This is a genomic window from Sphingomonas sp., from assembly GCF_030145815.1.
GTDB lineage: Bacteria > Pseudomonadota > Alphaproteobacteria > Sphingomonadales > Sphingomonadaceae > Sphingomonas.
In genome coordinates this window covers 1-19,211 of record NZ_JAIXHL010000016.1, presented here as the reverse complement: position 1 = coordinate 19,211, position 19,211 = coordinate 1, and the positions used below count along the sequence as shown (strand labels likewise).

Below are 19,211 nucleotides of genomic sequence, written 5' to 3'. Positions count from 1 at the left end.
GGGCAGGCGGCGGCGGCTTCGCTAGAGGCGGCGTCATGAGCGCGCCGCGGGACAGCCTGACCGATCGCCTGATCCGACGCACCGCGCGCGCGGCGCAGGCGCGGCCCAGCCTGGCAATGCCCGACATCCGCGTTGCGCTGGCGCTGGCCGGGCTGGTCGCGCTCGGGCCGTTGCTGACGATCGTCGGCGCGAGCCTGCTGCGCGCTGGTGTCGCGGCGGAAACGCGGGGGATCGAGCAGCAGGTCCGCGCGCGCCATGCGCCACAGGCGACACGCGAAGCGGCGGCGGCGGTGTTGCGCGATGCCGTGCGGCAGCCGGCATTGGTTGCGACGCTCGAGCGGCTGGCACGCGCGCTGCCCGACGATGCCCGGCTCGTTTCGGCTGCACGCGAACCCAATGGCCAGTTGCAGGTCGAGATTTCGGCGAGCGACCCCGATCTCTTGCGCGGTGCGCTGCGCCGCGACCCGCTGCTCGTCGCGTTGCGGGAGAGCGGCCAGCGCCGCACGCCGGACGCGCGCGTCGTCGTGACGTTGCGGACGCGCGCATGAGCCGGGCTAGTGTTGCGCTGGGGCTGGGCGGTGGCGTGCTGGCATTGCTCCTGCTGGCGGCGCCGTTGGGTGCGGCGCTGGCTGGGCTGTGGTCGGCGCGGCAGACCCATGCCGACCTGATGGCCAGCCTGTCCGCGCCGCCGCCGCCGGTGCGCCCGCTGCTGGCGCCCGGCCTTGCGATCACAGCTGCGGATCGTGCCGCCGCCGCGCGCAGCCTTGCCACGATGATACGCGGGCGTGCGGCATCGGCAGGGGTGCTGGTCGAAGCGCTTGCTCCGGCATCGTCGCCGTCCGGCATCGTTGCGCTGCGCATTCGGCTGTCGGGTCAGGAGAAGGCCGTGATCGCCATGCTCGACGGGATCGAGCGCGGAACACCGCTGGTCCGCTTCCGCAGCTGGCGCGCAACCGCGCTCGCCGATGGCGGGGTGCGGGTGGAGGGGGAGATGGTGGCGGCATGGCGCTAAGCCGGACCGAAATGCGGCTCATGATCGCGGCGGGGCTGGTCTCGGCGCTGGTGCCGGTGATCGCGCTCTACCCTTATGGGCATGCGCCAGGGCCAGAAGCGCGTCCCGTTGCCGCAACGCTGGTGCCGCAGCCCCTGCCAGCGCCGGCGCGGGTGTTCGACCGACCGCTATTTGCCGCGGCGGAGGCGAGCGCCGCCCCGGCCGATGCCCCGGAGCTGACGGGCATTGCCGGCCGGCTCAACCGCGACGCGGTGGCGCTGGTGCGGACCGCCGATGGCAGCGCGCGGACGCTGGCGGTGGGCGAGAGCGTCGATGGCTGGCGGCTCGAGAGCCTCGCGATCGACGCGGCCTTCTTCACCCGTGGGCGCGAGCGGGTGCGGGTGGCGATACAGGACGAACCGCCGCCCGCGCAGTGATTATTGGTCGCAGGTCTTGAGCGCCTCTGCGCGGGTGGTCCGACCGCTGGTGATCCAGCTTTCCGGGATCACGCTCAGATTCTGCTGGGTGATGAGGTAGGAACCGGGGCGCTGGCGGTAGATCACCAGCGTGCCGCAATAGGCCGCGATCCGGGGGTAGCTTCCGGTCACCTTGACGAACGCATAGCGGCCGGGATGCGACGCACCCTCCGGATTGTTTGCCCAGCCAAGCGTCTGCAGCGTCCAGCGACCTTTTCCACCGGAATGCTGCTTGAGCATGTTGGGAACGCTGAGCCACTCATCCTTCTCGATCTCGAGGATCGGCTCCATCATCGGCATGCCCGCGAGGTAATCGCTGCGGTCGAGCAGGCCCATATAGCGTTCGGCAAAGGCGGTGAGGTCGGCTTGATCCTGCGCACTCGGCTTCCAGTCGGCGGGCGCGCGTTCATACGGGTCGGTCGCGGGGTCGTAGCAGGAGAAGCTCTGCCGATACTGGATCAGCGCGGCGCGGCCCTGTGCGTCGGTGCTGGTGAAATATTTGTAGCGGCCCATGCGCACGGACAGGCGGCCGCAGCGTTGTTTCGCCAGCGCGGAGATGCGGTCGCTGACTGCCGTGAGTTGCGTGACGGGAAACGTCTCCACGACAGCGGCATAGCCCTTGCCCGGAACGGCTGCGATCTTGATCGCCGGTTGAGGGGGCGGTGGGGGCGGCGACGGCGGTGGGGGCGGTGACGGCGGTGGGGGCGGTGACGGCGGCGGGGGCGGAGCCGCGACGACTCGGTCACTCGTCCGGCCCCCGCAAGCGCGGACAAGGCGATCGACGGCCGCCTTCAGGGCGGCCGCAGCGGCGCCACCGTAAAGAAAACGGCCCCCCGTCGGCTGATCCGGCGCGACGATTACGACATAGGTGTCGTTGTTCGACAGGCGGGTCGACTGAACCTTGCCCCAGGCGATGTTACGCGTGTCGGTGCGTGCCGGGTGCGCGGTGCCGGCAATTTCGTGCGACGGAAAGCTAACCTCGACCTTCGTCGCGCACCCGGCGCCAGAGACTGAATATGTCGCCGTCTTTCCCGCGATGGTTGCACCGGTCGCGGTGTACATCGGCGCCCGAACACGCTCCAGCAGCGCCTTGAGGTCGCCCTGTCCGGTGGACGTGCTGTTTTGCGCCGACGCCGTGCCGGGCAGAAGCGATGCCAGCAATCCAGAAATCAACAAACGCATGCCACAGTCCCCACCATCCTGCACCATAGATTCGCGGATAGTTCATGACTTTACAAGCACATCCTGCAACTAACGAAATCTGACAGATGTTGGCCGTCGCCGCGCGATCAGTAGATTCCGTCGATCTCCAGCGTCAGGCGCGGCTGCAGCGGCTTGAGCAGCAGGTTGCTTGGCGAATTAAGGTCGAGCTCCTCAGCGCGAAGCCGGGCATATTTGGCCTTGGCGATCGCCGCCGCATCGTCACCATTGCGCAGGATCGTCGGCTTGAGGAAGATGAACAGCGTCCGCTTCTGGCGGCTCTCGCGGCGGCTCTTGAACAGCTCACCGATAATCGGAATGTCGCCCAGGATCGGCACCTGACTCTTGACCTGGCCATAATCGTCGGAGGTCAGACCACCGAGCACGATCGTCTGGCCGTTGTCGGCGAGCACGGTGGTGTTGATCGCGCGACGATTGGTGATGAGGTCCGTCGCCTGCGTGAGCTGGGTCGCGGCGATCGACGATGCCTCCTGCACCACCTCCAGCCGGATGGTGTCGCCGGCGTTGATGCGGGGCAGCACTTTCAGCGTGATGCCGACGTCCTTGCGCTCGATCGTGGTATAGGGGTTCACCGTGCTGGAATCGGTCAGGATCGATCCGGTCACGAACGGCACTTCCTGCGCCACGATGAACTCGCCGACCTTGTTGTCGAGCGTGGTGATCTGCGGCGTCGACAGCAGGTTGGACTTGGACGAGGTCCCGAGCGCCTGGACGAGGATCGAGAAATTGTCCCCGATCGCGAGGTTCGCGGTCAGGCCCGGACCGAGCGCGCCGGCGATCGGCACGTCCAGCGCGTCGAGAATTGCGCCGAGCGAGGGGCCTGCAGTGGAGAAGGAGGTTGCTGCACCCTCGACCTGGCTGAGCGTCGCGCCGCTGGTGCCGAGCTGGACGGCAAGCGCTTCGGCTTCTTCGCCGGTGATTTCGGCGATTGCAGCCTCGATCAACACCTGCGGGCGGCGGACGTCGAGATCGGTGATCAGCCCTTCGATCGCGGCGATCGCGCTGGGCGTGCCGCGTACCACGACGGCGTTGATGTCCGGCGAGGGCTGGACGGCGATTTCGGGGGTCGAGAAGCCTTGCGGCGTCGCCTCCTGCTGCTGGCCAAGCTGCGCCTGTTGCGCAGTCGCAGCGGCGCTCGCTGCAGCGGCCGCGGTTTGGGCCGGGCTGGTGCCGCCCGACGCGATGAGGCCGCCCAGTACACCGGTCGGGCTGCGCGGGCTGCTGCGCGACCCAGACAGGCTGCGCGCGACCGGGTTGGTGGTGGTCGCTTCCTGACCCAGGATGCCGCGCAGCACCTCCGTCACCGATTCGGCGTCGGCATAGTTCAGGCGGAAGACGCGGGTCATCGGCGTCGCGCCGCCGGGGGCATCGAGCGAGGCGGCCATGCGGCGGGCATCGGCGACGGCAGCAGGCGATCCGCGCACGATGATGGTGTTGCTACGCGCATCAGCCGCGACGCGCGCGCCGCCGGACGCCGCATCGCCGAGGACGGTCTGAAGCGCCTGCGCCACTTCCGGCGCGCTGCCGTTGCGCAGCGTGATGGTGGCGAAGGTCATGCCGCTGCCATTGCCGTCGAGCGAGCGCAGGATCGCCTCGACGCGGCGGACATTGTCGGCATAGTCTGTGACGACCACGGCGTTGGGCTGGGCGAGCGGTTCGACGCTGCCGAAGCTCGCGACCAGCGGGCGGACGACGCGGGCGGCCTCGGCACTGGGCACGTTGGAGAGGCGGATCATTCGCGTCACCAACTCCTGCCCCGATGCCGAGCGCGAGGACACGCCGCCATCGCGCACCGCATTGCTGGCGGGCACGATCCGCCACGCGCGGCCCGAGCGGACTGCGGCAAAGCCATTGGCGCGCAGGACCGACAGGAACAGCTCCCACACGCCGGACGAGGTCAGCGGGGTGGCGGAGGTGACGGTGACGCTGCCCTTGACCGCCGGGTCGAGGATCAGGGTGCGGCCGGTGAGCCGCGAAATCTGGTCGGCGACATCGGCGATCTCGACCCCGCGCATGTTGACGACGATGTCCGCGCTATCGGCCTGCGCGGCCAGCACCGGTTGAGCGGTCATGGCGGCGAGCGCGAAGATGAGAGCGGTCTTTCGGATCATGTGCGGCACGGTCGTTTACCTAGCGGGTCGGGATGGTCAGCGTCACGGGCTTTCCATCGCGGGTGATCTGGACTTGGACGGAGCCGCGGCCCTGCGCGGCGGCAAAGGCGGACGCGGCGCTGGCAGGGCTGGTGAGCGGGGTGCCGCCGATCGAGGTGATGACGTCGCCGCTTTGAAGCCCGGGCGGGGCGTTGGCACCGACCTGCATCCCGCCGCCCGGGGCGGGGGTCATCGCCGAAAGGGCCGCAGCGGCGGCGCTGGGGGGCGGCGCGGTGGGCGCTGGAGCCGCAGGTAGCGGCGGTGGAGCCGTAGCCACCTTTTGCTGCTGTTCCGTGGTCAGTGCGGGATCGGGAAAGGCGAGATACTCGATCCGGCCCGCGACGCGCAGGATCACGCGGTCGCGCAGGATGCCCTCGATCGTGCCGCCGCCGGGGGCTTCGCCGATGCGGAAGGGCTTCGCGGGCTCCCCGCTCACCTCGATATAGGCGACCGAGAGGGCGGCTGGGCTGGCGGCAAACACGCCCTTGAGCTTGAGCGGCAATGCGGTCGCCTGGCTCGCGTCGGTCGCCGCGCCCTTGCCGAACGGGGCGAAGGCGAGGGCAGGGGTGATGTCGGCGGTGACCGCGACGGGGCGCGCCCCTGAGGGAATGGTGACCGCGCCGGTGCTGGCATGGCCGGCGATGCGCCAGGTGAGGCCCGCAAGCGCGATAGCGACCGAGACGATGACGGCACCCGCAACCAGATCGAGCGTCGTGCGCGCCTGACGCGGCGAAAGTTCAGGGAAGCGGATCATGTCCGTGCGCCCTCCACGAAGCCGTCGAGCGATGCAAGCGGCGAACGTTCGCCCGCCGGAATCACCTGGATGCGGACCTTGTCGATCGCGGGGTCTTCGGTGCGGGTGCGGGCGACATCGACCTGCCATTGCTGACCGAGCAGTTCGACCTGCTTCTGCGCGGCGGCGGGGTCGGCGAGCTGAAGTTCGGCGAGGCGGTTTTCCGCCACCCACATCGCGGCGGCGCGGCGTTCTAGGCCGCGGGTCGAGTCGACATGGCTCTCGACCGCGCGGACCAGGCCGACGGTGGCGATGGCAAGCACCGCGAGCGCGACCAGCGCCTCGATCAGCGAGAAGCCGTGTTCGTCCTTCACGAGGCTTCGGCTCGGCTGGCGGTGGCGGTCATGCCGTCATAGCGCACGACCCAGACCTGCTCGCCATTGCTGATCGTCGCATTGAGTGGCTTACCCGCGCCATCGACGCCCATCATGACGGGCGGGGTTACATCGAGTTCGACCGCAATGCCGCCGGGCAGGCGGTGGAAGGCGAGGCCATCGGATAGCGGGGCCATCGACCCGTCGCGGCCGACTGCGGCAAAGCCATAGCCGTCTTTTTCAACCGTGAAGGCGATGATGCGGTCGCCGATCATCGCATCGTCGGCGGCAGCCTGCAGACGCAAGGCGAGGCGACGCGCCTCGGTCTCGACCGAGGGGGCGCGGGTGGCCGAACCGATGCCGAGCGCGACTCCGCCCGCCGCGACGCCGATGATGACGAGCACGATCAGCATTTCGATGAGCGTCATGCCGCGCTCACCGCTGCGGATGGTCGCCCCCCGCACGGGCCTTATCCGCCCTTGGCGGGCGTCTGGGCCGCGTCGCGCGAATCGAGGTCGGCGTCGAGATCGGTGCCGCCGGGCTTGCCGTCGCGGCCGAGCGATTTGAGCTCGAAGCTGCTGCCGGTCGAGACATAGGTATAGGGATTGCCCCAGGCGTCGACCGGAGCGGACTTCACATAGCCGCCATCGGGCCATGCAGCGGGGAGCGGCGGGGTGGTCGGCTTTTCGACCAGCGCCTTCAGCCCCTGCTCGGTCGTCGGATATTGGCCATTGTCGAGGCGATAGGTGGTGAGCGCGCTGGACAGGGTGACGAGGTTAGTCTTGGTCGTGGTCACCCGCGCCTGATCGGGGCGGCCGACAACGTTCATCGTCACCAGCCCGGCGACGATCGCGATGATGACGAGGACGACGATCATCTCCAACAGGGTAAGGCCCGCTTCGCCGTGCGGAACCGCCGGACGCTTGCTCTTCGCGGCATCGACTGCCACGGTGTCATCGAACTGTTTCAAAACTATGCGCATCGCGGCCCCATGCGTTCCCATCGTGAAAGCCATGTTACAGCCGGAGCACCCGAGAGCATGACCGGCAAAGTCAATTCGAGCGTCCCGGAGCCCCGCGTCACCGGCGTGTGGACGCTGGCGGGCGGTCGGGCGATCATAGCCGAGCCTGATGGCCCTGCAACCATCCTTGTCCCGAGCGAATCGGTGTCGCTGCTCCGCGTCGAGCTGCCGCTGGCGAACCGCGCGAAGCGGATCGAGGCGCTGCCCTTTGCGATCGAGGACCGGATCGCCGATCCGATCGAATCGGTACATATTGCGCTGGGGGCGGAGATCGCGCCACGGACCTATCTTGTGGCGGTCGTGCGGCACACGCAGATGGCGAGCTGGGTCGAGGCGGCCGAGCTGGGCGGGCTGGGGCATGCAGCGATGGTGCCGGACGCGCTGACGCTGCCGACGCCGGAGGCCGGAGAATGGGTTGCCGAGGCGCGCGACGGCCGGGTGCTGGTGCGCAGCGGCGACGGGACCGGATTTGCGCTGCCCGCCGCGTTGGTCGTGCCGGCATGGGAACGGGCAGGGCGGCCCCGCATCTGGAATATCGGACAGACTGCGATCGGCGAGTTGCCGCAAACGCCGTGGACCGGTGGCGGTGACGGGCTGGCCGAGCGGCTGGCGACCCCGGCGATCGACCTGCGGCAAGGGGTCTATGCCCAGCGCGGTGCGGGCGGGAACAGCTGGAAAAACCGGCTGGCTTGGATCGCGGCAGCGGGAATCGCGGCGCATGTCGTGATCGCGGCTGCGGATGTGGTGATGCTGCGGGTGATTGCCGAACGCCGCGCCGAGGATGTGCGGTCGGCGGTTGCGCAGGCAGCGCCGGGGGCGAATCTGTCGGGGGATCTGGAGGCGGCGGTGGTCGGGATGCTGCCGGTATCGGGTCCGCCGCCGGGCCGGTTCGTTCCAGCGGTGACGGCAGCGTCGCGCGCGCTGGCGCCGCTGTCGAGCGTGGTGACCGCGCGGGCGATGCGCTTTGAGGGCAATGCGCTGGTGCTCGAACTCGATCCCGGGCCGCCCGATTTGCCTGACCGGGTCCGGGCCGCATTCCGTGCGGCTGCGGTCCCGGCGCAAATTGGGGCAGGGGCGGATGGCGCCATTCGCGTGACGGTGACGGTATGAAGATCGAACGTTCACCGACCATCGACGCGGCGGTGCTGCGGTTCCAGCTGTGGTGGAGTGGGCTGAGCCCGCGAGAGCGGGTGTTGGTGGGCGCGCTCGGGGTGATCCTGGGCGGACTGGTGCTGGTGTTTGGCATTGTGAAGCCGCTGCAAGGTGCGCGGGCCGATGCGATCGCCGATATTCGGAGCCATGAGACGCTCGCGGCGCGGGTGCGCGCGGCGGGAACGCTGGTCGCACCGGGCACCCAGCCAAAGCTGAGCGACGGGCCGCCAGTCGAGGCAGCGCAGGCGGCGGCGAGCGCAGCAGGGCTGAGCGTGACGTTGGCCCCCGGCGGCGCTGGCGCGACCGGGCAGGTCGCTGAGGCGAGCTATGAAGCCGTGATCGGCTGGATTGCTGCGGTCGAGCGCACGACGGTGCTGCGCGCGCGCCGGGTGGAGCTGATCAAGGGGAGCGCGCCGGGTCGGGTGAGCGCGAGCGTGGAGTTCGGCCAGTGAATGCGGTGACGATGGATTTGCCGAGCCTGCCGTATAGCTATGCGCGCAACCATGGCGTCGTGCTGCGGATCGGCGCGGGCGGGGTTGAGTGCGTGCACCGGCCCGATGCGGCGCTCGACGCGCTACTGGAAGTGCAGCGCGTCGCGCCCGGCGCGCAGTTCGTCGCGGTTGCCGCAGCGGAGTTCGATCAAGCGCTGGCAGCGAGCTATTCGGGCAGCGCCGGGGCGGCGGCGGAGTTTGACCTGGGCGGGATGGACCTGGCCGCGCTGGCCGACAGTGCGGCGGCCGTCGACGACCTGCTCGACTCACGCGACGATTCGCCGGTCATCCGCCTGATCAACGCGCTGCTGCTCGAAGCGGTGAAGGAAGGCGCGTCGGACGTGCATGTCGAGACGCAGGAGAAGCGCGTCGTCGTCCGCTTCCGTATCGACGGCGTGCTGCGCGACAAGCTGGAACCGCGCCGCGAACTCGCGCCGCTGCTGGTCAGCCGGATCAAGGTGATGGCGAAGCTCGACATTGCCGAGAAGCGCGTGCCGCAGGATGGGCGCGTGACGTTGCGGATTGGCGGCCATGACGTCGATGCCCGCGTATCGACCATCCCGACCCAGCATGGCGAGCGGGTGGTGATGCGCTTGCTGGAAAAGGGCTCGCTCAGCCTCGACATGGAGGCGCTGGGGATGAGCCAGCGTGACCGCGATGTGTTCGCTCGGCTGCTTGAGCGACCGCACGGGATGTTGCTGGTCACCGGGCCTACGGGTTCGGGCAAGACGACCAGCCTCTATGCCGCGCTGCACCGGCTGAACGATCGCAAGCGCAACATCATGACGGTGGAAGATCCCATCGAATATGAACTGGCCGGGGTGGCGCAGACGCAGGTGAATGCGCGTACCGGCATGACGTTCGCGCGTGGGCTGCGCGCAATTTTGCGGCAGGATCCGGACGTCATCATGGTCGGCGAAATCCGTGATCAGGAGACGGCGGAGGTCGCGGTGCGATCGGCGATGACCGGGCATTTCGTGCTGTCGACGCTGCACACCAACAGCGCAGTCGGATCGGTGACGCGGCTGATCGACATGGGGGTCGAGCGTTATCTGCTCGCGCCGATGCTGGTCGGTGTGGCGGCGCAGCGGCTCGTGCGGCGGCTGTGCCCGAGTTGCCGGACGCAGGATGTGGCGAGCGATGCCGATGCGACGCTGCTTGGTGGCGGGCTTAAGGCCGGGGACGCGGTGTGGCGCGCGGTCGGGTGCGAGGACTGCCATGGCGATGGCTATCGCGGGCGGGCCGGCCTGTATGAGGTCGTCGCGATCGATGACGCGTTCCAGGCGATGATCCATGACGGGGCGTCGGAGGCCGAGATCGAGGCGCATGCGCGGCGCGAGAACCCGTCGTTGCTCGACGATGGCGTGGACAAGGTGCGCGCTGGCGTGACGACGGTCGAGGAAGTCGCGCGGGTGGTGAGGGACGAGGGCTAGTGGCGGCCTTTGCCTATCGCGCAGCTGACCCGTCCGGGGCGCAGAAAAAGGGTGTCGTCGAGGCCTCCAGCGCCGCCGCCGCGCGGGCGATGCTGCGCGATCAGGGGCTGTTGCCGCTGGCGGTCGAGGCGGCGGGGGAGCGGCGATCCGTGGGGAGCATCCAGCTGCCCAGGCTGGGCCGATCGGGGATGAGCGCGCGCGAACTGGCGACGGCGACGCGGCAGATTTCGACGCTGGTCGGTTCGGACATCCCGGTCGAGGAGGCGTTGCGGCTCGCGGCAAACCAGTCGGAGACGCAGCGCGTATCGGGCATACTGATGGAGGTGCGCGGCGCGATCCTCGACGGGCGCAGCTTTGCCAGCGCGCTGGCGACGCATCCCAAGACCTTTCCCGAATTCTACCGCGCATCGGTTGCGGCGGGGGAGGCGTCGGGGAAACTCACCGATGTGCTCGGCCACCTCGCCCATTTCGTCGAGAACCGGCAGGCCAATGCGCAGAAACTGCAGCTCGCGCTGCTCTATCCGGGGTTGCTGGCGACGGTGTCGCTGGGCGTCATCGTGCTGCTGCTGGTCTATGTCATCCCCGACATCGTCAATGTGTTCGTGTCGCGCGGGACCGATCTGCCGCTGCTGACGCGCATCCTGATCGCGGTGTCGGGGTTTTTGCAGGCCTGGGGGCTGTATTTGCTGATTGCGGGGTTGGCGGCGTATTTCGTGTTCAATCGCTGGGCGGTGATCCCGGCGAACAAGCTGAAGGTGCATCGCGGCTTTACCGAGCGCTGGCCGTTCAAGCGCTTCTCCCGCCAGCATAATGCCGCGCGCTTTGCGGGAAGCCTCGCGACGCTAGTCGAGAGCGCGGTGCCTTTGGTCGATGCGCTGCATGCGGCGGCTGCGGTGACGCCGAACCTGTGGGTGCGCGCGCGGGCGATGCACGTCGCGGCGCGGGTGCGCGAAGGCATCAGCCTGCGCGCGGCGATGGCGGAGGCGGGGGTATTCCCGCTGATGCTGACTGCTATCGTCGCGTCGGGCGAGGCGTCGGGGAAGCTTGGCCCGGCGCTGTCGCGCGCCGCCGATGAACTGGACCGCGAGCTGGATGCGGTGACGAGCGCGCTGGTCGCGCTGGTCGAGCCGATGGTGTTGCTGTTGATGGGCGGGATGGTGCTGATGATGGTGCTGGCGATCCTGCTGCCGATCATCAACCTGAATGATCTGGTGACGTTGTAGGGAACGTCAGTAAAGCCTCATCTTCCGCTCATGACGGTCCGCAGACGGGCTGACAGGCATCGCGCTCTGACACAGGAGTTTGCGATGAAGGTGAAGATGATCCTGCCCGCTTTGACTGAGGCGAAGAGTCCGTTCTGGCGACCGATCAAATATTCGCTGTTTCCCCCGCTCGGGCTCGCCACGCTGGCGGCGTTCCTGGACCCGGACGACGAGGTCGAGCTGATCGACGACCATGTCGAGCCGCTGCGCACTGACGATGCGCCCGATCTGGTCGTGATTCAGGTCTACATCACCAATGCGTATCGCGCCTATGCGCTTGCCGATCTGTACCGTGCACGCGGCGTTCATGTCGCGCTGGGCGGTCTGCACGTCACGTCGCTGCCCGATGAGGCGGCGGCGCATGCCGACACGATCTTCATCGGCCCCGGGGAGCAGACCTTCCCGCAGTTCCTGAGCGACCTGCGCGCGGGCCAGCCGCGCGCCCGCTACAGCTCGACCGGCGGACGGACGATCCACGGAATCCCACCGGTGCGACGCGACCTGATCAAGCGGAACCGCTATCTGGTGCCCAATTCGATCGTGGTAACCCGCGGTTGCCCGCAGCATTGCGATTTTTGCTACAAAGACGCCTTTTTCGCCGGCGGACGTTCCTTCTATGCTCAGCGGGTCGATGAGGCGCTGGCTGAGATTGAGCGCTTGCCGGGTCGACATCTCTATTTCCTCGACGATCATTTGCTCGGCGACCGGCGCTTCGCCGCCGCACTGTTCGATGGAATGCGGGGGATGGGGCGCTTGTTTCAAGGCGCGGCGACGGTCGATAGTGTGCTGCGGGGCGACCTCATCGAGCGCGCGGCGGAGGCCGGGCTTCGCAGCCTGTTCGTCGGGTTCGAAACGTTCAGCCCAAACAACCTGGCGGCCAGCAACAAGAAGCAGAACCTGGCGCGCGATTATGCCGAGGTGACGCGCCGGTTGAGCGATCTGGGCGTGATGATCAACGGGTCGTTCGTGTTCGGTATGGATGACGACGACGAGCACGTGTTCGACCGCACGGTGGACTGGGCGGTGAGGCACGGCGTGACGACCGCCACGTTCCACATTCAGACACCCTATCCCGGGACGCGGCTATATCAGCAACTCGCCAGCGAGGGACGGATCACGAGCCATGATTGGGACCGGTACGACACGCGACATGTTGTATTTGAGCCGCGCAAACTAACCCCGGCGCAGCTCAAATCAGGTTATGACCGGGCGTATCGGGACTTCTATAGCTGGTCGAACATCGCGCGCGGCGCTCTGTCGCACGATGCCGCAAAGCACCGTACCAAGCACTTCTTCTATTCCGCCGGTTGGAAGAAGTTCGAACCGCTTTGGGATCTGGTGATCAAATCACGCCGACTGGCAATGATGACCCCCATGCTGGAAGCTGTTCTGAGCAAGGTCACGGAACGCGGCGCGCGCCCACCCAATTTACAGCTCCCCCGCGATGCTCGCGCCGGCGGGCAGGCCGGCGAAGGGCAGGATGCGCGCACCCTCGGGGGTCATGCGGATCGTCAGCTGGCCATTCTCGCTGAGCGTCGCGGTCATCAGGATCTGGCGCTGCTGGGTGCGGGGGGTGAGGCGGATCTGGGTGGTGGTGCCGATCTTTTCGGAGACCAGCAGCAGCGGGGGGACCGGGACGCTCGCGCCCCCGCCCTTGGGGGTGCAGGTGCCGGCGTCGGTGGTCAGGCGGCCGTCGATGGCCTGGCTGGACCCGCCGATCGCGATCCGGTCGAACTCCAGCTGCATCACCATGTCGCAGGTGAAGGGTAGGTTGGGCTGGAGCGCCTGGAGCATCGTCGAGTGCGCGCTGCCGCTGACTTTGTCGAGCACGGTGCTGCTGAACCCGGCCAGCGCGCGACCGCCCATGTCGGTGTCGGGGCCGGTCGCGGTCCAGTCCGCCGCGAAGCCTAGGCTGGTAAGCGAGCGGAGCGGCGCCCAATGCCATTCGAACTTGCTGCCGCCGGCGACGCCGACTTCGCCATTCCACACGGTTCCGGCGACACCGGTTCGCCATGGGCGGTTCTTGACCACGACGCTGGCGGGCATCGTTGCGACCATGGAGAGGGCATAAGCCGCTATGCCCAGCACGACGAAGACGGTAAGACGCCGCCGAGCCGACCAGGATGCCCGTGACAATGCTGCCGATTCGCCGCCGTGCGCTACTGACCGCTCTGGGATCGGGGCTGGTATTGCCGTCGGCATTGGTCGCTGGTCCCTCTGTCTTCGCGGCCGACAAGGTCAAGCGTGACAAGCGGCCGGTGGCGTTGCTGCTGCCGCTTTCGGGGCCGCGCGCCGCGCTGGGCCTTAGCATGCGGCAGGCAGTGTTGCTCGCTGATTCTGGGCCGGAAATCACGGCTTATGATACCGGCGGGACGCCCGAAGGCGCGGCGCTGGCGGCGCGCAATGCGCTGAAGGCCAAGGCGGCGATGATGCTGGGGCCGGTGACCGCCGAAGAGCTGAACGCTGTGACCGCAGAGGTGGCGCGGCGGGTGCCGGTTATTGCCTTTACCAACAACGCGGTCGCGCGCGGGCCGGGCAGTTTTGTGTTCGGCATTACCCCGGCACAGGTGACCAGCGCGGTGCTGCGCTATGCCCGATCGCGCGGGGTGCGCAGCGTGGTGGTGGTCGATGACGGGTCGCCGTGGAGCGTCGCGGCGGCACTGGCGGCGGGCAAGATGCAGGGCGAGGTCGGACTGGATGTCCGGTCGCTGACCGTGGTCGAGGGGCAGCCGTTGCCCGCGGCCGGGGATGCGCCTGACGCGGTGCTGTTGCCGGGCAGCAGCGAGACGGTGCTGGCGGCGGCGCGCAACCTGAAGGGCTCCGGGGTGCAATTGCTCGGGACAGTGCAGGCGCTCGATCACCGGCCAGCGGCGTTGGAGACTCTGGACGGTGCGTGGATCGCCAGCCCCGACCCCGCGGCGTTTGGACGGTTCGCGGGCGAGTTTCGATCGCGCCATGGCGGCACGCCGGGGGCACTGGCTGCGCTGGCCTATGACGCGGGCGGGGTGGTCAAGACGTTGCGCGACAAGGGGGCGCTGGACGAGGCGGCGCTGCTGGCGGAGACGAACTACACCTGCGTCACCGGCAATGCGCGGTTTCGCAGCGATGGCAGCGTCGCGCGCGAGCTGGCGATCTTGGTCGCGGGTGCACAGGGCTATGAGCCGGTGGCGGTGAGCCTGGGGGCGTGAACGCGCCAATGCCGTCGCCCCGGCGGAGGCCGGGGGCGCTAGAGGCATCGCTGCACGACCAGTTGGGCGGCCCCGGCCTGCGCCGGGGCGACGAGGGGTTCACGCTGCTCGAACTGATCATTTCGCTGGGGCTCTTCGCGTTGATCGCGGTCGCGGGGCTGACGTTGCTCAACAGTGTGATGACGACGCAGGAGCGGACCGAAGGGCGGCTCGATCGGACGGCGGCGATCCAGCGGACGATGTTCGTGCTGCAGAGCGACTTGGACCAGATCACGCGCGGCGCGGTGAGCGGTGGGGGGAGCAATGTCGCCTTTACGCGTGTCGCCGCTGGCATGGGCGGGCCGCCGGTGCCGTTGCGCTACGCTGCGACGGGGGGCGCATTGGTGCGGGCGGCGCCGCAGCCGCAGCTGTTGCTGACCGGGGTGAGCGGGGTGCGCTGGCGTTTTCTCGACGGGCAAAAGTGGATCGACCGCTGGCCACCAAATGAGAATCGCAAGGACGACTGGCCGCGCGCGGTGCAGGTCGAGATGCAGCTGGCGGGCGAGCGCGGGCCGCAGGGGACGCTGCGGCGCGTGGTCGCGCTGCCGGTTCGGCCGCAGGATGACGCTCAATGACCCGGCGGGATGACGAGCAGGGCATGATCCTGGTCAATGTGCTGATGTTCGTCGCCATCGCCAGCGGGCTGGTGCTGCTGATGATCGGGCGCGAGGAACTGGCGCTCGACCGCGCGCTGCGCAGCCGGGAGGCGGCGCGGGCGGCGGCGATCGTGCGCGGGGGCGAGCTGTCGGCGATTGCGGCGCTGCAGCGCGATGCGCTGGCCGCGCCGCAGGTGGACCATGCGGGCGAAGACTGGGCGTCGATCGGCGCCAATGGCGCAGCGATCGACGGGGGCACGTTCGATCTGGCGGTGAGCGATGCCGAGGGGCGGTTCAACGTCAACATGCTGCGCAGTGGTGACGCGGTGCCGGTGATCCTGTTCCAGAAGCTCGCGCGGATCGCCGGGCTGGACGAGCAGCAGACGGTGGAGGCGATTGCCTATATCCGCACGCAAGGGCCGGTGAGCGATGTACGGCCGATCCGGTTGATCCCCGGTGCGGACCCGGCGGCGATTGCGCGGCTGGAGCGGATGGTGACCGCGCTGCCCGGCAAGACGACGATCAACCTGAATGCGGCGGATCAGGAGCTGCTGGCGTTCCTGATCGGCGATCCGGTTGCGGCCGAGCGCATCGTCGCGATCCGCAAGCGCAATGGGCAGATCACGCTGCGCGACCTGTCGGACCTGAAGGTCAGCCAGCCGCCAGGGACGGCGTTCAGTTCCAACACCTATTGGGTGCGGGTGCGCGCGAAGATCGGCGACACGGTGCAGCAGGGGGCGACGCTGATCCAGCGGCGGCGGGCGGCGGAGGGCGCGGTCACGACAGTGCCGGTGGCGCGCTGGCGCAACGCCGCGTTGCCGCCCGAGGCGCCGGCGTTGGCTGGCGGCTGACGGAAGTTTACACTGGCTTTACACTATCGGCGTGGTGCGCGGGCGTCCGTGTTGGGGGCGTGCACAGGCGGGCCAACGGGTTCAAAGAGCGAGGCACGTACTGCCTCCAAGTCCCAGTGGAACATTTGAAATCCAACATTGCAAGGGGGATTGGAGCCGCCCCTTGCAATCGATGATATGAAGTATCACTTGCCTGGCCGTGTAGAGGAGCAGGCGATGCGGGCGCGGTTGGTGAGTTGGTTCGATGGACTGGCGGTGGGGGCTTCGGCGCTGTGCCTGATCCACTGTCTGGCGCTGCCGATCGTGATCGCCGCATTGCCCGCGTTGGCTGCGCGGCTGGATCTGGGCGAGGGGTTTCACCTTGGCGTGCTGGCGTTCGCGCTGCCGGTCAGCGCGGTTGCGCTGGGCGAGGGATGGCGGCGGCATCGCGGGCTGACGCCGTTGTTCGTGGGCGCTTTCGGACTGATGTTGCTGGCCGCCGGGCTGGCGTTCGAAGAGTGGGTCGCGGTCGAGACGGGTGTGACGGTGGCGGGGAGTTTGTTGCTCGCCGGGGCGCATGTGGCGAACTGGCGGGGGCGGGTGGCTTAGCGTCGCGAAGGAGCCCGGCCCCGGGTCAAGCCCGGGGCGACGAGGGGGTTAGAGGATTGCTGGCAGGTCGAGGCCCATTTCGCCCGCGCAGGTCTTGGCGATTTCATAGCCTGCGTCGGCGTGGCGCATCACCCCGGTTGCCGGGTCGTTCCACAGGACGCGTTCCAGGCGCTTGGCAGCTTCGCGCGTGCCGTCGGCGACGATGACCATGCCGCTGTGCTGCGAATAGCCCATGCCGACGCCGCCGCCATGGTGAAGCGAGACCCAGGTTGCGCCGCTGGCGGTGTTAAGCAGGGCGTTGAGCAAGGGCCAGTCGGACACGGCGTCGCTGCCGTCCATCATCGCCTCGGTTTCGCGGTTCGGGCTGGCGACCGAACCGCTGTCGAGATGGTCGCGGCCGATGACGATGGGGGCTTCGAGTTCGCCCGATGCGACCATCTCGTTGAAGGCGAGCGCGAGGCGGTGACGGTCGCCCAGGCCGACCCAGCAGATGCGCGCGGGCAGGCCCTGGAATGCGATCCGCTCCTTTGCCATGTCGAGCCAGTGGTGGAGGTGGTGGTTGCCCGGAAGCAGCTCCTTCACCTTGGCGTCGGTCTTCCAGATATCCTCCGGGTTGCCCGACAGCGCGGCCCAGCGGAACGGGCCGACGCCGCGGCAGAACAGCGGGCGGATATAGGCGGGGACGAAGCCGGGGAAGGCGAAGGCGTCGGCGACCCCGGCGTCCTTCGCGACCTGACGGATGTTGTTGCCATAATCGAAGGTGGGGACGCCCATCTCCTCGAAGGCGAGCATCGCGCGGACATGGGTGGCCATTGAGGCGCGGGCGGCGGCTTCGACCTCATGCGGGGCGGTTTCGCGCTTGGCGAACCATTGGTCGAGCGTCCAGCCAGCGGGGAGATAGCCGTTGATCGGATCATGCGCGCTGGTCTGGTCGGTGACCATGTCGGGGCGGATGCCGCGCCGGACCAGTTCGGGCAGGATTTCGGCAGCGTTGCCGAGCAGGCCGACCGAGACGGGTTTGTCGGACGTTCGAATGATTTCAAGTGCTTCATCGATGCTGTTCGCAGCGCGATCGAGGTAGCGGGTGCGAAGGCGCATCTCGATCCGGCTCGGCTGGCATTCGATCGCGAGGCAGGATGCGCCCGCCATGGTCGCGGCGAGCGGCTGTGCGCCGCCCATGCCGCCGAGCCCGGCGGTGAGGATCCAGCGGCCCGACAGGTCGCCGCCATAATGCTGGCGCCCGGCCTCGACGAACGTCTCGTAGGTGCCCTGAACGATGCCCTGCGTGCCGATATAGATCCACGACCCGGCGGTCATCTGCCCGTACATTGCCAGCCCCTTGCGGTCGAGTTCGTGGAAATGCTCCCAGGTCGCCCAATGGGGGACGAGGTTGGAGTTGGCGATCAGCACGCGCGGGGCGTTCTCGTGCGTGCGGAAGACGCCGACCGGCTTGCCCGATTGGACCAGTAGCGTCTCATCGGCGTCAAGGCGGCGGAGCGTCTCGACGATCTTGTCATAGGCTTCCCAGTTGCGCGCGGCGCGGCCGATGCCGCCATAGACGACCAGGCTCTCGGGCGCTTCGGCGACGTCGGGGTCGAGATTGTTCATCAGCATCCGCAACGCCGCTTCCGCCTGCCAGTTCTTGGCGGAGAGGGTGGTGCCGGTCGGCGCCTTGATGCGGCGGCTATTGTCGGTGCGGGTGGTCATGCTTGAGCTTTCGCGAAGTCGATGGCGGCGGTGAGGATCGGGCGGAGCGTGGCGTGCGCCTGCGCGGCGTGGATGCCGTCCCAGCGCGGGGGCCAATTGGCGGCGGGCACCTCGGTGACATAGGTGCGCATCGCCAGTTCCATCTGGATCGCATGGACGCCGGTGTCGGGCTGGCCATAGTGACGCGTGGTCCAGCCGCCCTTGAAGCGGCCGTCGATGACATGGCTGCGCTGCTGGTCGGCGCAGATCGTGGCGATGGCGTGCGCGAGTTCGGGGGCGCAGGATTGGCCGCTGTTGGTGCCGATGTTAAATTCGGGCAGGCGGCCGTCGAACAGCTTGGGCACCACACTGCGGATCGAATGGGCTTCGTAGAGGACGATGGCGGGATGGAGCGCGCGGAGGCGGTCAATCTCAGTCTGCAGGTCGGCGTGATAGGGGTCGAAATAGGCGGCGCGGCGGCGGGCGATTTCGTCTGCGTCGGGTTCTTTGCCGGGGTGGTAGAGCGGGTCGCCGTCGAAGGTTTCGGTCGGGCACAGGCCGGTGGTGAACTGACCGGGGTAGAGCGTCGCGCCGCTGGGGTCGCGGTTGACGTCGATTACCGTGCGGCTGGTCGTGGTGCGGACGATCGTCGCGCCGAGCTGAAACGCGAAGGCGTAGAGCAGGTCAATATAGAGGTCGGCATCGTATCGCGCGCGGTTGAGCGACACGAGCGACGGCGCGATGTCGGCGGGGATTTCGAGGCCGGCATGGGGGATGCTGACGATCAGCGGGCCGTCGTTGCGGGCGGTGACGATCATGCCGCGATCCCCTGCAGTCATCGTGTAATTTGTGGCTGCTTCCTCGGGCCGGCTGAGCGGCGCACACTTCTGGTTCTCGAAGCCTGAAGGAAGGAAGCAGCCATGAAGCACTATGCCGGATTAGACCTGTCGATGGAAACG

General features: G+C 68.3%; 21 protein-coding genes. 13 read left to right on the top strand and 8 right to left on the bottom strand.

Annotated elements, in window-relative coordinates:
• Positions 1 to 35: 35 nt before the first annotated feature.
• From KYX69_RS14810 to KYX69_RS14800, 3 genes are read left to right on the top strand one after another with little or no spacing between them, the layout of a single operon-like run.
• The gene (locus tag KYX69_RS14810) at positions 36 to 548 is read left to right on the top strand and encodes a hypothetical protein (RefSeq protein ID WP_300498579.1); all 513 of its coding nucleotides are present in this window, start codon (positions 36 to 38) and stop codon (positions 546 to 548) included.
• Positions 545 to 1,012 carry a hypothetical protein gene (locus KYX69_RS14805; protein WP_300498577.1) on the top strand — a complete coding sequence of 156 codons (468 nt, stop codon included), beginning with the start codon at positions 545 to 547 and terminating at the stop codon, positions 1,010 to 1,012. Before KYX69_RS14810 ends, KYX69_RS14805 begins: the two co-directional genes overlap by 4 nt.
• Positions 1,003 to 1,428, top strand: coding sequence for a hypothetical protein (locus KYX69_RS14800; protein WP_300498575.1), 426 nt, complete (start codon positions 1,003 to 1,005; stop codon positions 1,426 to 1,428). The genes KYX69_RS14805 and KYX69_RS14800 overlap by 10 nt, the downstream gene beginning before the upstream one ends.
• Here the strand turns inward: KYX69_RS14800 and KYX69_RS14795 are convergent, their stop codons facing one another.
• The 6 genes from KYX69_RS14795 to gspG all read right to left on the bottom strand — a co-directional run bounded on the left by KYX69_RS14795 (position 1,429) and on the right by gspG (position 6,927).
• Positions 1,429 to 2,649 (bottom strand): hypothetical protein, encoded by a 1,221-nt coding sequence (locus KYX69_RS14795; RefSeq protein WP_300498573.1) that lies wholly within the window; start codon positions 2,647 to 2,649, stop codon positions 1,429 to 1,431.
• Between the two features lie 107 nt (positions 2,650 to 2,756).
• Positions 2,757 to 4,799, bottom strand: a complete 2,043-nt coding sequence (gspD, locus tag KYX69_RS14790) for a type II secretion system secretin GspD (protein WP_300498571.1) — start codon at positions 4,797 to 4,799, stop codon at positions 2,757 to 2,759.
• Between the two features lie 19 nt (positions 4,800 to 4,818).
• Positions 4,819 to 5,592 (bottom strand): type II secretion system protein N, encoded by a 774-nt coding sequence (locus KYX69_RS14785; protein ID WP_300498569.1) that lies wholly within the window; start codon positions 5,590 to 5,592, stop codon positions 4,819 to 4,821.
• Positions 5,589 to 5,945 carry a type II secretion system minor pseudopilin GspI gene (gene gspI, locus KYX69_RS14780; RefSeq protein ID WP_300498568.1) on the bottom strand — a complete coding sequence of 119 codons (357 nt, stop codon included), beginning with the start codon at positions 5,943 to 5,945 and terminating at the stop codon, positions 5,589 to 5,591. The genes KYX69_RS14785 and gspI overlap by 4 nt, the downstream gene beginning before the upstream one ends.
• Complete coding sequence (locus KYX69_RS14775; RefSeq protein ID WP_300498567.1) at positions 5,942 to 6,409, bottom strand: prepilin-type N-terminal cleavage/methylation domain-containing protein; 468 nt, start codon at positions 6,407 to 6,409, stop codon at positions 5,942 to 5,944. The genes gspI and KYX69_RS14775 overlap by 4 nt, the downstream gene beginning before the upstream one ends.
• Positions 6,410 to 6,414: 5 nt before the next feature.
• A complete protein-coding gene (gene gspG / locus KYX69_RS14770; RefSeq protein WP_300498566.1) occupies positions 6,415 to 6,927 on the bottom strand; it encodes a type II secretion system major pseudopilin GspG in 513 nt (170 codons plus the stop codon).
• 9 nt (positions 6,928 to 6,936) lie between these two features.
• Between gspG and gspL the strand changes: the two genes are divergently transcribed.
• The 10 genes from gspL to KYX69_RS14720 all read left to right on the top strand — a co-directional run bounded on the left by gspL (position 6,937) and on the right by KYX69_RS14720 (position 16,566).
• Positions 6,937 to 8,076 carry a type II secretion system protein GspL gene (gene gspL, locus KYX69_RS14765; RefSeq protein ID WP_300498565.1) on the top strand — a complete coding sequence of 380 codons (1,140 nt, stop codon included), beginning with the start codon at positions 6,937 to 6,939 and terminating at the stop codon, positions 8,074 to 8,076.
• The gene (gspM, locus tag KYX69_RS14760) at positions 8,073 to 8,570 is read left to right on the top strand and encodes a type II secretion system protein GspM (RefSeq protein WP_300498564.1); all 498 of its coding nucleotides are present in this window, start codon (positions 8,073 to 8,075) and stop codon (positions 8,568 to 8,570) included. Before gspL ends, gspM begins: the two co-directional genes overlap by 4 nt.
• Positions 8,571 to 8,581: 11 nt before the next feature.
• On the top strand, positions 8,582 to 10,042 hold the full coding sequence (gene gspE, locus KYX69_RS14755; protein ID WP_300498666.1) for a type II secretion system ATPase GspE: 1,461 nt from the start codon (positions 8,582 to 8,584) through the stop codon (positions 10,040 to 10,042).
• Positions 10,042 to 11,265 carry a type II secretion system F family protein gene (locus KYX69_RS14750; protein WP_300498562.1) on the top strand — a complete coding sequence of 408 codons (1,224 nt, stop codon included), beginning with the start codon at positions 10,042 to 10,044 and terminating at the stop codon, positions 11,263 to 11,265. Before gspE ends, KYX69_RS14750 begins: the two co-directional genes overlap by 1 nt.
• An 84-nt stretch (positions 11,266 to 11,349) precedes the next feature.
• On the top strand, positions 11,350 to 13,074 hold the full coding sequence (locus tag KYX69_RS14745) for a radical SAM protein (RefSeq protein WP_300498561.1): 1,725 nt from the start codon (positions 11,350 to 11,352) through the stop codon (positions 13,072 to 13,074).
• On the top strand, positions 13,001 to 13,375 hold the full coding sequence (locus KYX69_RS14740) for a hypothetical protein (RefSeq protein WP_300498560.1): 375 nt from the start codon (positions 13,001 to 13,003) through the stop codon (positions 13,373 to 13,375). The genes KYX69_RS14745 and KYX69_RS14740 overlap by 74 nt, the downstream gene beginning before the upstream one ends.
• A 64-nt stretch (positions 13,376 to 13,439) precedes the next feature.
• A complete protein-coding gene (locus tag KYX69_RS14735; protein ID WP_300498559.1) occupies positions 13,440 to 14,492 on the top strand; it encodes a penicillin-binding protein activator in 1,053 nt (350 codons plus the stop codon).
• Entirely contained in the window at positions 14,489 to 15,106 is a 618-nt protein-coding gene (locus KYX69_RS14730; protein WP_300498558.1) for a type II secretion system protein GspJ, read from the top strand. Before KYX69_RS14735 ends, KYX69_RS14730 begins: the two co-directional genes overlap by 4 nt.
• Entirely contained in the window at positions 15,103 to 15,978 is an 876-nt protein-coding gene (locus KYX69_RS14725; protein ID WP_300498556.1) for a general secretion pathway protein GspK, read from the top strand. Before KYX69_RS14730 ends, KYX69_RS14725 begins: the two co-directional genes overlap by 4 nt.
• Before the next feature lie 216 nt (positions 15,979 to 16,194).
• Entirely contained in the window at positions 16,195 to 16,566 is a 372-nt protein-coding gene (locus tag KYX69_RS14720; RefSeq protein WP_300498554.1) for a MerC domain-containing protein, read from the top strand.
• A 48-nt stretch (positions 16,567 to 16,614) separates the two neighbouring features.
• Here the strand turns inward: KYX69_RS14720 and hutU are convergent, their stop codons facing one another.
• A complete protein-coding gene (gene hutU / locus KYX69_RS14715) occupies positions 16,615 to 18,273 on the bottom strand; it encodes a urocanate hydratase (RefSeq protein WP_300498552.1) in 1,659 nt (552 codons plus the stop codon).
• Entirely contained in the window at positions 18,270 to 19,070 is an 801-nt protein-coding gene (gene hutG / locus KYX69_RS14710) for an N-formylglutamate deformylase (protein ID WP_300498550.1), read from the bottom strand. The genes hutU and hutG overlap by 4 nt, the downstream gene beginning before the upstream one ends.
• Positions 19,071 to 19,211 lie beyond the last annotated feature (141 nt).

Bases quoted from the DNA above. Each gene is read 5' to 3' on its own strand.
- KYX69_RS14810 (WP_300498579.1), top strand. From the start codon at position 36: ATGAGCGCGCCGCGGGACAGCCTGACCGATCGCCTGATCCGACGCACC.
- hutU (WP_300498552.1), bottom strand. From the start codon at position 18,273: ATGACCACCCGCACCGACAATAGCCGCCGCATCAAGGCGCCGACCGGC.
- KYX69_RS14745 (WP_300498561.1), top strand. From the start codon at position 11,350: ATGAAGGTGAAGATGATCCTGCCCGCTTTGACTGAGGCGAAGAGTCCG.
- KYX69_RS14725 (WP_300498556.1), top strand. From the start codon at position 15,103: ATGACCCGGCGGGATGACGAGCAGGGCATGATCCTGGTCAATGTGCTG.
- gspL (WP_300498565.1), top strand. From the start codon at position 6,937: ATGCGTTCCCATCGTGAAAGCCATGTTACAGCCGGAGCACCCGAGAGC.
- gspE (WP_300498666.1), top strand. From the start codon at position 8,582: ATGGATTTGCCGAGCCTGCCGTATAGCTATGCGCGCAACCATGGCGTC.
- KYX69_RS14740 (WP_300498560.1), top strand. From the start codon at position 13,001: ATGGCCTGGCTGGACCCGCCGATCGCGATCCGGTCGAACTCCAGCTGC.
- KYX69_RS14805 (WP_300498577.1), top strand. From the start codon at position 545: ATGAGCCGGGCTAGTGTTGCGCTGGGGCTGGGCGGTGGCGTGCTGGCA.
- KYX69_RS14720 (WP_300498554.1), top strand. From the start codon at position 16,195: ATGCGGGCGCGGTTGGTGAGTTGGTTCGATGGACTGGCGGTGGGGGCT.
- gspG (WP_300498566.1), bottom strand. From the start codon at position 6,927: ATGCGCATAGTTTTGAAACAGTTCGATGACACCGTGGCAGTCGATGCC.
- KYX69_RS14735 (WP_300498559.1), top strand. From the start codon at position 13,440: ATGCTGCCGATTCGCCGCCGTGCGCTACTGACCGCTCTGGGATCGGGG.
- hutG (WP_300498550.1), bottom strand. From the start codon at position 19,070: ATGATCGTCACCGCCCGCAACGACGGCCCGCTGATCGTCAGCATCCCC.
- gspD (WP_300498571.1), bottom strand. From the start codon at position 4,799: ATGATCCGAAAGACCGCTCTCATCTTCGCGCTCGCCGCCATGACCGCT.
- KYX69_RS14800 (WP_300498575.1), top strand. From the start codon at position 1,003: ATGGCGCTAAGCCGGACCGAAATGCGGCTCATGATCGCGGCGGGGCTG.
- KYX69_RS14795 (WP_300498573.1), bottom strand. From the start codon at position 2,649: ATGCGTTTGTTGATTTCTGGATTGCTGGCATCGCTTCTGCCCGGCACG.
- gspM (WP_300498564.1), top strand. From the start codon at position 8,073: ATGAAGATCGAACGTTCACCGACCATCGACGCGGCGGTGCTGCGGTTC.
- KYX69_RS14785 (WP_300498569.1), bottom strand. From the start codon at position 5,592: ATGATCCGCTTCCCTGAACTTTCGCCGCGTCAGGCGCGCACGACGCTC.